The following is a 12,769-nucleotide window of genomic DNA, read 5'->3' on the forward strand; positions in this document are numbered from 1 at the left end:
CTATGTTTTCGGTCTACATTCTCACCCATAATGAAGAACTAGAGATCGCGGCTTGCATTGAGTCTGCTCTGCTTTCCGATGATGTGATCGTGGTGGATTCTTACAGTAGCGATCGCACTCTAGCGATCGCCAATCAATATCCGGTTCGGATTGAGCAACACGCCTTTGAGAGCCACGGTAAACAAAGGACTTGGATGCTAGAAGCTATCACCCCAAAGCACGAATGGGTCTACATTCTAGAAGCTGACGAACGCCTTACTCCAGCATTGTTTCAGGAATGCTTAGAAACCCTTCAAGATCCTCAGCATGTGGGCTACTACGTCGCAGAGCGGGTTATGTTTATGGGTCGTTGGATTAAGCGCAGCACCCAATATCCTCGCTATCAACTCCGGTTGCTCCAGCGCGGTAAGGTGTGGTTCGATGACTACGGACACACCGAACGAGAAGTGTATGAAGGGACAACCGGGTTCCTGAAGGAAACCTATCCTCATTTCACCTGTGGTAAAGGTCTGAGCCGTTGGATTGATAAACACAACCGCTACTCGTCTGATGAGGCGATCGAGACGCTACGTCAGTTGGAAAGCGGCACAATTGATTGGCGCAGTCTGTTCTGGGGAACAACAGAGGTAGAACGTCGCAGAGCCTTAAAGAACTTGTCTCTGAGAGTTCCAATGCGACCCATAGTACGATTCTTTTACATGTATCTGATTTTGGGAGGCTGCTGGGATGGTAAAGCTGGCTTTACCTGGTGTGCCCTCCAAGCCTTCTACGAGTATCTCATTCTTCTGAAGGCATGGGAACTGAAGTTGAACCCAGTGCCTTCAGCAATGTCACTCACCACCCATGACGTAAATACCATGAGTAGGAGCATTTTAGAACCTCAATCATCCAGTGCGTCTTCTAGCGCAATTCCAGAAAGGGGGCGGTAAGTGTAGCCCTGACGGGGTGTTTTCTGAATGTCTTCTTTAATGGAATCTAAGTCGATGTAGCGATCGGAGACATTGATCAAGCTGTCGCTGGTCATCGAGCGAAGGCTGACGACCTCGACCCGCACACCCCGGTAGCTAACTGCATCAACGGCATAAGCCAGGTCGCCATCGCCACTCACTAACACAGCCGTGTCGTAAGAACCAACTAGCGCCATCATGTCTACTGCAATTTCTACATCTAGGTTGGCTTTTTTAGAGCCATCAGGAAGTTGCACTAAATCTTTGGAAATGACTCGGTAGCCGTTGCGCCGCATCCATAGCAAGAAACCTTGCTGCTTTTCATTAGTGCGATCGACCCCTGTGTAGAAGAACGATCGCAGCAATCGCGAACCACCTGTTAATCGACAAAGAAGTTTGGTGTAGTCAATCTCAATGCCCAACTGCAAAGCTGCATAGAACAAATTAGAGCCGTCAATAAAAATTGCAACGCGCCCCCGGTTCTCAAGAACTTGCTCGGGAGTAAACATTGAATCGCCTTCGGGGTGGTGGTTGAACATGTTTTCTCATACCTCGGGTTTTTTAAAATTAAATAAACAAGTAACGACGATGATATTTGATGAAATTGTGTCTCTATAAGGTCATCTACTTTGTGGGCTTGCAAGCAACCCGTTATTTTGAGAAGGCTCAAAATACTCTCTCCTCATCTTACAGAGCCTCAGGGGGAAGGTCGAGACGAGGAAAAATTGACTGAGGCTCTCCTAAAGGCTGCCCTCCTGACAGAACACCCCATTCTGTATGCTCTGCAAAGGGCAGAACCTGGTTTACTTTTGGGTCATTAAAGTCAGCAGTATAGCCAAGCTGCCGATAAATAGCATTGCTCAGGTTGGGGATCACGGGAGAGAGTAGATAGGCTGCTAATCGGACGGTTTCCAAGACCGTATACAAAACTTGCTCTAGCTCGACCTGCTGACCTTGCTTGTAGAGTGTCCAGGGAGCTTGCTCATCGACAAACTTGTTGCTGGCACGGATCAACGCTAGAACAGACTCGCAGGCTTGACTAAACGCCAAGGCTTCGTAAGCTTGGGTGACTACACTGCTCAGCACTTCTCCTTTCGATCGCAGAATGCTGTCCTTAGGAACAACATCAGGAGAGATATTAGGAACTTGTGCCTTCCCATACTTCAACACCATCTTCAGCGTCCGATTCAGTAGATTGCCCAAATCATTCGCCAAGTCAGCATTGAGAATATTGACAAACCGAGTCTCGTTAAAGTCTCCATCGCGTCCAAACTCGATCTCTTTAAGAAAGTAGTAGCGAACCGCATCCGAGCCGTAGCGCTGCGTTAGGTCAAAGGGATCAACCACATTACCTAAGCTTTTACCCATCTTCTGTCCATCTTTAGTTAAGAAGCCATGACCAAAAATCTTGCCGGGTAAAGGTAGTTCCGCCGACATCAGCATGGCAGGCCAGTAGATGGCATGAAATCGCAAGATATCTTTCCCAACCATGTGTAGGTTGAAGGGAAACCATTGGTCTATGGCGTTTTCCAAGGAAGGCTCAACATTAGGGGGGAGTAGGGCTGTGACATAGCCGAGAAGCGCGTCAAACCAAACATAAATAGTGTGCTTGGGATCGGCGGGGATCGGAAAGCCCCAATCCATGTTGACCCGTGAAATTGAGAAGTCTTGTAGCCCTTGGCTGACAAAGCTTAAGACCTCATTGCGGCGACTTTCAGGTTGAATAAAGTCGGGCTGGGCTTGATAGAGATTTTCAAGGGGTTCTTGGTATTTGGAGAGACGGAAAAAATAGTTTTGCTCATCACGCCATTCTGCTTCTTTGTTGATGTGGATCGCGCACCGATGCCCATCTAAGAGGTCTCGTTCTTCCTTAAATTCTTCGCAGGAGACGCAGTACCAACCTTTCTGCTGCCCTAAATAAATATCTCCATTGTTCCAAACTCGTTGAAAGAATTCGCGCACAATCACTTCATGGCGGGGATCGGTAGTACGGATGAAGCGATCGCACTGAATGTTTAACAATTCCCAAAGTGCCTGAAAGCCTGCTGCTACTGTATCGCAGTGCTCTTGAGGCGATCGTCCGAGTGCCTCAGCAGTGCGTTGAATTTTTTGCCCATGCTCATCGGTTCCTGTCACCATGAGAACAGACTTGCCTCGTAACCTCTGAAATCGAGAAATGACATCTACTGCGATCGTGGTGTATGCGCTGCCAATGTGCGGCAAATCATTCACATAGTAGAGAGGAGTTGTGATGGCAAATGTGTTTTGTTTATCGTTAGAACTCATAGAATAATAAAAAACTTTTGGATTAATCGTTTTACTATACTTAAAGGGCTAAAGAGCTAACAGTAATGGCTTCAGCATAACTTGTTTGGCAGAGACAACTACCTCAAAGGTAGAATAGTACGTTGCCTAAGGATGCAGAAGAATCAGAACTTGTAGGAGTTAGCTTTTTTGAGTCAACTCTTTTTGAACGTTAGACATCTTTAAAATCTTGAGTGAGCTTACCTAAATTGAGTTGCGGTGACTACCTCAAACTATTAGCTGAGCCGCTATCAATACAGCAGGCTGGGGATGTTGAGTCATTTACCTCTCGAAAAACCAGTGCTGCTCCACAAAGACATGGGCTCTTTCACAGTTGGTGTTAGCTCTAATAATATCTCAATGACTTCAAACCCATCTCAATAGAACTGTCATCAATACCTATGCCTCTAATAGTTGGAGATTATGAATCAGCTTAGAGGTTGTCTGAGAAGTCTAGGTTGCTATCCAATCCGCCCCCTAAATCCCCCATTTTGGGGGACTTTGAAGAAGGAGTGGCTCGGAAGTCCCCCAAAATGGGGGGGTGGGGGGCGAGTGTAAGAATCTTTGATACCTCTTAGACATCCTCTTAAGGATTGCTGAGAACTTGCAGCTATTGAAAATATGAACTCAGTAAGTGACTGCAATATAAACCAAAGGTTGGTGGTTTTTTTGACCTAAATTTGACATAAAAGAGCATTTTGGTGTCATGAATAAACCTCTATTTCTAGGAGTTTTATTAACTTTTTCTTAACTAAAATGCAGTCGTTTGTGCCCGAAACGCTGATTCTGCTGTAGTACTAACTCTACGTATCTGTCTAAGGACAGTTAAAGACAGAGACGTTTAGATTAAGCCTGACATAGAAAATTCTTGTAGATTGGTATTAACGATACAGATGGTTCAGAAAGTCTCTAGGAGGCGCATTGCGTAATAGTCCGCTGCTGATTTCCCAACAACTGCTTGCTGCTTTGGGAACACAGACATTTTTTTATCATCAAGACCGAGTGCCGCAAGAGACGGCTGTTCTGGTGGTTAGTAACCATCGTAGCTTTATGGATGCGCCATTGTTAATGGCAGCGATCGATCGCCCCATCCGCTTTGCCTGCCATCATTACATGGGTCAGGTTCCGGTCATGCGCGAGTTTGTGACGCGGTTAGGGTGCTTCCCGCTGGATGTGCCTGAACAACGACAGCAGAGTTTCTTTCATCAAGCAGGGCGACTCCTCCAATCGGGGCAGTGTGTTGGCATTTTTCCAGAGGGCGCGCAGCCTATGGTGCAGTTGACTCAGCCTGGGAAAATAGGAATTTTTCATCGGGGTTTTGCGCACCTTGCATTGCGAGCTCCGGTAGAGGATTTGGCTGTTTTGCCAGTGGCGATCGTGCCTCAAACTGAAACGAGCCGTTCTGCTTTTCCGCTCAAGTTACTCAGTTGGTTTGATCCTTCAGAGCCTTTGTTTAACCAGTCGGGAGCACACCCAATGGTGATTTATCAGCGGGTTGATATCTTGGTGGGTCGCCCAATTTGGATCAGTGCGTCGCAGCGGCAGGCATTTCAAGGTAAACAGGCAAAATCAATGGTGACAGAGCTAACGAGTTATTGTCAGTTAGAAATTAAAGAGTTGATGCAACGGTAACGATCATTCGTCAGAACCTCTTGATGGGAATGGTAAGGTGAAAAATAGTAATCTAAAGACGCTTATGAAAGAAGTTGTTCATTCATTGCGGCTGATTGCACCGCAGCAGCGAAATCCAAAGGCTCCTTTGCTCGTCTATTTGCCAGGAATGGATGGGACGGGGGAGTTATTTGCCCATCAGCTTGGTAGTTTGGGCAAGGTGGTGAATGTCCACTGTCTTACAATTCCTGGAGATGACTTGAACGACTGGGAGGCTCTGACCGAGCAGGTTGTAGCATTGGTGGAAGCAGAGGTGCAGGCGGGTGACCAGCGACAGGTTTATTTGCTGGGAGAGTCTTTTGGGGGATGTTTAGCGATTAAGACTATTCTACGAGCGCCTCATTTGTTCGATCGCCTGATTCTTTCTAATCCAGCTTCTGCGTTTAAGCGTCAGCCTCTACTGTTTTGGGGATCATACTTAGTGCAACCCCAAATAGATCCTATTCATCAATGGTCTTGTGCTAACTTTGTGCCGTTTTTAGCAGCAGTGGAGTACATTGCGCCCCGCGATCGCCAGCTTTTATTGCAAGCGATGCAGTCAGTCACGCAAAAGTCTTCTATCTGGCGTTTGTCAATGCTACGGGGGTTCAATGTTACGGATGCTCAGTTCAGAAGCATTTTGCAACCCACTTTGTTAATTGCCAGCGGACGCGATCGCCTGCTGCCTTCATTTTCTGAAGCAGAGCGGCTGGCAAGGCTGCTGCCCAATGCTAGAGTTCAAGTCCTACCCCACAGTGGACATGCATGTTTGCTAGAAAACCAGGTTGATTTGCTTGAAATTATGAAAGCAAATGCATTCCTAGATTTTCCTGAAATTGCCTTGAGCGCTTAAGGTTGAGATGATCTGATGGATTAACCTTTACCCACGAACTGCTTAAGTTGCTGAGTCAAACTGTCAATTAAGCTTCCATCTGTTCTAGAAGTAACTTCACTTTCAATTTGCTTCATGGTTTCTGGGGGCAACCCTAGTAAGCTCACTAGCTTTTGGTAGGCAGCAGCCTCATGGTCATTAATGAGATCCTCTTGGTGGGTTCGAGCGCTAGCTCCAATCACTTCGTAGCCCAAACGTAGCACTAGTTCTTTTTCTTCAGTGCTTTGAAGTTGGGGTGTTAACTCCTCTAGCTGGATGTTCTGCATCATGTAGTCTTGCAATTCTTGCTGAAGGCTTTGCTGCTGGGCTGGGTCGGTGGCAAAAATACTGCTGAAGCGATCGAGCATAACATCGACCTCTTCTTCGGCTAAACCACCATCTGACCACGCCATAGCAGTAACAATCCGTAGCAAATTCATCTGACGAGGAGTAATGGAAGGAGGGGGAGGGATTTGAACCATCGTGCGATCTCCTCAATTAACTTTAAAAGGATAGATTTACCCTACCATTGACCCATTTGGGTTGAGTTAGGGCAGTTACAGATCGTTATGTCTATCCTTCTATGTTTGCTAAAAGCCAGGGCATTAGAGACGGAAGTTGGCGTTGCCAGGCCGTTTCGTGGTGAACTTCTCCTTCAGCCAAGCGAAATTGTAGCTCGTGATTTCCATAACCTAAGTCTTTAAGGTGATGATAGAAGTCACGGGTAATGGGTACATAGTCAAGCCAAACGCCAGAGAACGAGTATTGTTCGGCTCCGCCTACATAGAGCAAAATTTTTGACCAGTGGCGCGTGGGGCTGTCCCAAAGGCTAAACATGTACCGATCGCCCCACATCAACGCAGGCGATAAGCAGCCAATTCTTCCAAAGACTTGTGGATAGGTTTTACCCAAGTACAACGTCATTAATCCGCCCATGCTAGCTCCCATTACACCCGTCCATTGGGCTTCGGGGCGGGTTCGATAGGTGCGATCGATGTAGGGTTTGAGATGATTGACTAAAAAATCGGCGCAGAGGTTTGCCCGTCCACCAATCCATGAAGAATATTCGGAGAGGCGATCGCCTAAATGATCAATTCCTACAATAATCCAGGGCTGGATTGCTCCTTCTGTCACCAGTTTTTCTAGCGTCCAGTTAATGCACCAAGTGTCATACGTCGCAGACTCAGGATGGGCAAAAATGTTCTGCCCGTCGAAGACATAGAGAACAGGCAGGGGGCGATCGGCTTCGCCGTTACCGCCAGGGTCGCTCTGGTCATAGCCATCTGGCGTGTAGATGCGAACCGTGCGCTTAATTTGCTCGGGTGGAGAAAAGAAATCGTGAAGAATTTGGATATTACCCATAGAAACCCTTGAAGTCCGATGTTCTCTAATCCTGGTTTAGGGGGGCATGGTCTGACGATTACCCCTGAGAGTAATCTTATGAAACCAAAACCCGGTATTTTACAAAACCGGGTTCTTAGTTCAAGTTAGTATTCTGGCACCGATGGATCGATTTCGCGGCTCCAAGCCAGGATGCCGCCTTGAACATTGGTGCCTTCAATGCCTGCTTCTTTGAGGAGGGCGATCGCCTTAGCCGATCGCATCCCCGACTTGCAATGCACCACTAATCTATGCCCATTTAGGAGTTCCCTAACTTGGGCAACACCGCCGCCGCTTTCAATGTCGGGCAGGGGAACCAACACCGACCCAGGAATTTGGGCAATTTGGTATTCGTTAGGATTACGCACATCTAGCAGCACAAAGTCATCGGTGCCGCTGTCAAGTAGCTGTTTCAGATCTTGAACAGTGATTTCTTTCATATTTGCCTGCTGTTGCTCCTCTGCTGCTTTAGCTTGGGGAATGCCACAAAACACTTCATAATCAATCAGCTTTTCAATCACTGGACGAACAGGATTAGGCTGCAACTTGAGCTCGCGGAAGGTCATATCTAAGGCGTTGTAGACGACCAAACGACCGCTGAGCGTCCGCCCTTTTCCCAAAATAATCTTGACGGTTTCGGTTGCTTGAATCAAGCCGATGATGCCTGGAAGAATGCCCAGCACGCCTCCTTCAGCACAAGAAGGAACCTCTCCAGGCGGCGGTGGATCGGGGAATAAATCTCGATAGTTCGGACTTAGAGCCGTTTCATCGTAGAACCAATCTTTGCCCATTTGCCGAAGATCAGTTTTTTGGTTTGCCGAAAGTGCATCCCAGCCTTCAGGACGTTTCCAGCCGCCCTTATAGTTAAACACGGTTGCCTGTCCGTCAAACCGCAAGATGGAACCGTAAACATTAGGCTTGTCCAACAAGACGCAAGCATCGTTGACTAGGTAACGAGTTGGAAAGTTATCGGTGCCATCGACCACAATGTCATAGGGCGCAATGATGGCGATCGCGTTCTCAGAGCTAATTCGGGTTTCGTACAGATCAATCTGGCAATGGGGATTAATTTCGAGAATGCGGCTTTTTGCCGATTCAATCTTGGGCTTGCCGACCCAGGATGTGCCATGAATGACTTGGCGATGGAGATTGGATTGATCAACTACATCAAAGTCAACAATGCCAATACGACCGATACCAGCAGCAGCAAGGTAAAGCAACAGCGGTGAACCCAGCCCACCTGTGCCGATGCACAGAACACTGGCTGCTTTCAGGCGTTTCTGACCCTCTAAGCCCACTTCTGGCAAGATGATATGGCGAGAGTACCGTTCGTAGTCATCACGACTAAGCTGGACATCATCCAGATTGGGATTTAGCATAACAAACTCAACAAAACGCTAAAGGGTAAAGTTTGAGGAGGCAAAACTCATTGAGGGGATGAAATTCCGTCTGCTTCAGTTTCTACTCTATTAGAGCAGTTGCAGAGGAATATGGACGATTGAGTTTGATAAGTTGGGTTACTTTTAAGTAGACACATTAGGGCGATCGCGCCGCTCAGTCACCCTAGTTCAAAGAGATCGCAAGCGAAAAAATCATAAAAAAAGAGCGAGGTTCTACAGGGTAGCTTTCTCGCTCTTAAAGCCATCAAGGTAGAAAACTTTTTACTCTTCCAAATCCTCTACAGCTTCATCGTTGACTGCATCTGCCGCCTCATTACTGATAGCACTCGTGCTGATATTCTCTACAACTTCGTCTGTTGCTTCATTGCCATCCTGGCTAGAGTCCGCCATAGTCTCCTCTGCGGCTTCCGTAAGTTCGACTGTTTCCTCCTCTGCCCCTTCCCCCGAAGACGGCACCAGAGCCACAGCCACGATCGCATCATCCTCATCTAGGCGTTGCACCCGCACCCCAGTCGCCGCGCGAGACTGACGAGAAATCGCTTTGACAGCCTGACGAATAATAATCCCCCGGCTAGTCACCAGAATAATTTCATCCTCCTCACCAACCACCTGCATGGCTGCAAGCTGGTCACCTTTCTTACGGAACTTGATGGCTCGAAGCCCCAACCCTGCTCGGTTTTGCAGCCGGAACTGCGCAACTGGAACCCGCTTGCCCATGCCGCCCGTTGTAATGATCAATGCCCAAGGCCCTTGATCAGCATCGGTCACTTCCGCCGTCTCGGCTTCCCCTGCTTCAGCGATCTCGGATGTTTCTACCGTCTCTAGAGCTTCTACCGCCTCCCCTTCAACTTCCTCCACCTCAGCCTCGTCGCTCTCCAACATACTGGCAATGACTTGGCTCGGCAGTATATCCATACTAATGAGCTCGTCGCCCTTACGAAGCGACATTGAGCGAACGCCCCGCGTTGGTCTCCCCAAGGGACGGAGTTGCTCTTGACTGGCACGGAAGTGGATTGCCATGCCCTGGCGCGTGCTGATCATGATGCTATCTTCAACACGGGCTAGGCGTACCCAGCGAAGTTGGTCACTTTCTTCGAGAGAGATGGCAATTAAACCATTAGAACGAATATTGCTAAAGGCAGAAAGCCGGGTCTTCTTGATAAAGCCCTTCTGAGTCAGCATGACCAAGTACTCCTCGTCGGTGAAGGCACTGACTGGGACAATTGATGTGATTTTTTCCTCGCGGGAGATCGGCAAAAGTTGCACAACGGGCATTCCGCGCGAGGTGCGAGAGCCGATCGGAATTTGGTATGCCTTAACGCAGTAGGAAATGCCGCGATCGCTAAAGAACAAGACGCTGTCATGGTCGCAACAGGTGAGGAAGTGATCGACCCCATCGTCTTCCTTCATGCGCGTTCCGGCTTTGCCGCGCGTCGCCCGACTCTGTGCCTCAAACGTGCTGACGGGCATCCGCTTGATGTAACCCTGCTCAGTGATCATGATGATCGCCTGCTCATTGGCAATCAAATCGGTATCCGACAGTTCGCCGTCTGCCCGTTCAATGATGGTGCGTCGAGGGTTTGCATAGGCAGTTCGCAGTTCGGTTAGCTCAGTTTGAATAATTTCCAAAATCCGTTCCCGCCGTGCCAAAATGTCACGCAGGTCAATGATTTTGACCATCAAATCATTGTGCTCGTGGTCAATTTTCTCAGATTCTAGGGCAGTCAAGCGGCGAAGCTGCATTTGTAAAATTGCGTCGGCTTGAGCCTCGGAAAGGCTTTGAGAAGCGATCAGTTCTTGCTTGGCCGTAGCGGTGTCTGCCGCCCGACGAATCAAGGCAATGATGGCATCAAGATTTTGCAATGCTATTAGCAAGCCTTGGAGGATGTGATCGCGCTCTTCTGCCTTGCGTAACTCGTAGCGGGTGCGCCGGGTAATGGTTTCGATGCGGAAGTCGAGGAAGACTTCCAGGAAGCGCTTAATGCTCAAAAGCTGGGGTTCGCTGTTAACCAGCGCCAGCATATTGACCCCAAAGTTGGCTTGCAGCGGAGTTTGCTTGTACAGGTTATTGAGGACAACACGAGCATAGGCATCTCGGCGCAGTTCAATCACAACTCTCATGCCATCGCGATCGCTCTCGTCTCGAATATCAGAGATGCCTTCTAAGCGATGCTCGTTGACCATTTCCGCAATCCGCTCAATCATTGCCGCCTTGTTAGTTTGGTAAGGCAACTCAGTGATGATGATGGCTTCTCGGTCAGGACGACCCCGCTGTTCCAGGGTTTCAATACTGGCCACGCCGCGCATGGTCACAGAGCCGCGCCCCGTGGTGTAAGCCTCTTTAATACCGCTGGTTCCCAAGATCTGCCCACCTGTCGGAAAGTCTGGACCGGGGATGTACTGCATTAACTCCAAGTCAGTGATCTCGGGGTTGTTAATCAGTGCCACTACGCCATCTAGCAGTTCGCCCAAGTTGTGGGGCGGAATATTGGTTGCCATTCCGACCGCAATTCCTGAGGAGCCATTCAGCAGTAGCTGAGGGATACGGGAGGGCATCACTAACGGCTCTTGTTGAGAGCCATCAAAGTTATCAGTAAAGTCAACGGTTTCTGATTCAATGTCACGCAGTAGGGAGTTAACCGTCAGTCCCTGTAAACGACACTCGGTATATCGCATTGCTGCGGGTGGGTCGTTATCAATAGAGCCGAAGTTGCCGTGCCCGTTAATTAAGGGGTACCGCATGGAAAAATCTTGCGCCATCCGCACCAGGGCATCATAAACGGCAGTATCGCCGTGAGGATGGTACTTACCCAGCACTTCCCCGACCACACGGGCGCATTTTCTGAAGGGGCGATCGTGGGTTAAGCCTAGCTCGTGCATGGCATACAAAATGCGACGGTGAACTGGCTTAAGACCATCCCTCGCATCGGGCAATGCTCTGCCTACAATGACGCTCATGGCGTATTCTAGGTAAGACCGAGACATTTCGATGCGCAGATCTGTAGGGACAATCCGCTCTTGGGGAATGCTCATAAGTTAAAAACTCCAAAGACTTTCGCGTTTAGCAGCAATGTGAAAAGCAATAATTTAGCGGGTTTTTACCAGGACAATAGCAGGATATCTGCTGCTAATTTGCTTTGAAATAATAGCATATTTTTGGGGTTGCTGAGGTAAAGCGTGTAGCTTTAAGCACCTGGGTTAGACGAGTTTAATCAACGGTAAAATAGAGTCGCTCGATCGCTTTACTCGCCTATGATTTCCATCATTTACTCTGACCAGTTTCTAGCGCATCAAACAGGTGCTTACCACCCTGAAAGTCCGGGGCGATTGACGGCAATTACCCAAGCCCTTCGCGCTGCACCTTGGGCAGATCAACTGGACTGGCGATCGCCCGCGCCCATCGACCAACAGGGCGATCGTTTGATGGATGCAATTCATGCAGTTCATCCTAGTCGCTATGTCGAAGCCGTTCGGGAGGTTGCCAAGGCTGGTGGGGGGCATATCGATCCAGATACGCCTGTTTCTGCTGCTAGCTATGATGTGGCGTTGCTAGCAGTGAGCGCCTGGCTGGATGGAGTCGATCGCGTTTTAGAAACGGGTGAGCCTGCCTTTGCACTAACCCGACCGCCAGGGCATCATGCGTTACCCACAAAAGGCATGGGCTTCTGTATTTTTTCCAATGCAGCGATCGCGGCTTATTACGCCTTGAAGCAACCCGGAGTTACACGAGTCGCAATTTTAGATTGGGATGTACACCATGGGAATGGCACCCAGGCGATCGTGGAGAAAAATCCCCAGATTATTTTTTGCTCCTTACACGAGTTTCCCCAATATCCGGGCACAGGCACTACTGAAGAGCGCGGCAAATTTGATAACGTCTTAAATTTTCCCATGCAGGCAGGCAGCACGTTAGCGGACTATCAACCGCTGTTTGCAGAAAAAATCCTGCCGTTTCTCCAACAATTTCAGCCCGACCTGCTGATCGTAAGCGCTGGATACGATGCCAATCAGGCTGATCCCCTTGCCTCAATTTCATTACGCTCCGAGGATTATGGCGTGTTAACTCACGACTGCTTACAGGTCACTCAGCGAGTGCTTTTTGGGCTAGAAGGAGGCTACGATTTCACAGCTTTGGCTCAGTCGGTAGTGGCTACAGTCAAGGCAACCTTAAAGCAACACTAAAGCGTAACTGAGCCTGATTTAAAAAAATTCTCCTC

The 12,769-nt window shown here is 48.7% G+C and carries 10 protein-coding genes; 4 read left to right on the forward strand and 6 right to left on the reverse strand.

Annotated elements, in window-relative coordinates:
* The first annotated feature begins 2 nt into the window (after positions 1-2).
* Positions 3-929, forward strand: coding sequence for a glycosyltransferase family 2 protein (locus tag KME11_17025; GenBank protein MBW4516915.1), 927 nt, complete (start codon positions 3-5; stop codon positions 927-929).
* On the opposite strand, the gene KME11_17030 is transcribed toward KME11_17025, so the two are convergent.
* Together KME11_17030 and metG are read right to left on the reverse strand one after the other, a co-directional pair.
* Complete coding sequence (locus KME11_17030; protein MBW4516916.1) at positions 881-1,486, reverse strand: NYN domain-containing protein; 606 nt, start codon at positions 1,484-1,486, stop codon at positions 881-883. The two genes, KME11_17025 and KME11_17030, sit on opposite strands and share 49 nt — an antisense overlap.
* 148 nt (positions 1,487-1,634) lie before the next feature.
* Positions 1,635-3,233: a methionine--tRNA ligase gene (metG, locus tag KME11_17035; GenBank protein ID MBW4516917.1), complete on the reverse strand. Its 1,599-nt coding sequence runs from the start codon at positions 3,231-3,233 to the stop codon at positions 1,635-1,637.
* 984 nt (positions 3,234-4,217) lie between these two features.
* Here metG and KME11_17040 point away from each other — a divergent pair.
* Positions 4,218-4,883 carry a 1-acyl-sn-glycerol-3-phosphate acyltransferase gene (locus tag KME11_17040; protein MBW4516918.1) on the forward strand — a complete coding sequence of 222 codons (666 nt, stop codon included), beginning with the start codon at positions 4,218-4,220 and terminating at the stop codon, positions 4,881-4,883.
* A 64-nt stretch (positions 4,884-4,947) separates the two neighbouring features.
* Complete coding sequence (locus KME11_17045) at positions 4,948-5,754, forward strand: alpha/beta hydrolase (protein MBW4516919.1); 807 nt, start codon at positions 4,948-4,950, stop codon at positions 5,752-5,754.
* 20 nt (positions 5,755-5,774) lie between these two features.
* On the opposite strand, the gene KME11_17050 is transcribed toward KME11_17045, so the two are convergent.
* From KME11_17050 to gyrA, 4 genes are all read right to left on the reverse strand, one after another.
* The gene (locus tag KME11_17050) at positions 5,775-6,212 is read right to left on the reverse strand and encodes a TerB family tellurite resistance protein (protein ID MBW4516920.1); all 438 of its coding nucleotides are present in this window, start codon (positions 6,210-6,212) and stop codon (positions 5,775-5,777) included.
* Between the two features lie 133 nt (positions 6,213-6,345).
* Positions 6,346-7,134 carry an alpha/beta hydrolase gene (locus tag KME11_17055; GenBank protein ID MBW4516921.1) on the reverse strand — a complete coding sequence of 263 codons (789 nt, stop codon included), beginning with the start codon at positions 7,132-7,134 and terminating at the stop codon, positions 6,346-6,348.
* A 125-nt stretch (positions 7,135-7,259) separates the two neighbouring features.
* Complete coding sequence (gene moeB, locus KME11_17060; protein MBW4516922.1) at positions 7,260-8,531, reverse strand: molybdopterin-synthase adenylyltransferase MoeB; 1,272 nt, start codon at positions 8,529-8,531, stop codon at positions 7,260-7,262.
* A gap of 282 nt (positions 8,532-8,813) precedes the next feature.
* Complete coding sequence (gene gyrA / locus KME11_17065; protein MBW4516923.1) at positions 8,814-11,585, reverse strand: DNA gyrase subunit A; 2,772 nt, start codon at positions 11,583-11,585, stop codon at positions 8,814-8,816.
* A 219-nt stretch (positions 11,586-11,804) separates the two neighbouring features.
* Here gyrA and KME11_17070 point away from each other — a divergent pair, with 219 nt between their 5' ends.
* Positions 11,805-12,734: a histone deacetylase gene (locus tag KME11_17070; GenBank protein ID MBW4516924.1), complete on the forward strand. Its 930-nt coding sequence runs from the start codon at positions 11,805-11,807 to the stop codon at positions 12,732-12,734.
* Positions 12,735-12,769 lie beyond the last annotated feature (35 nt).

The organism is Timaviella obliquedivisa GSE-PSE-MK23-08B (assembly GCA_019358855.1).
GTDB classification, from domain to species: domain Bacteria; phylum Cyanobacteriota; class Cyanobacteriia; order Elainellales; family Elainellaceae; genus Timaviella; species Timaviella obliquedivisa.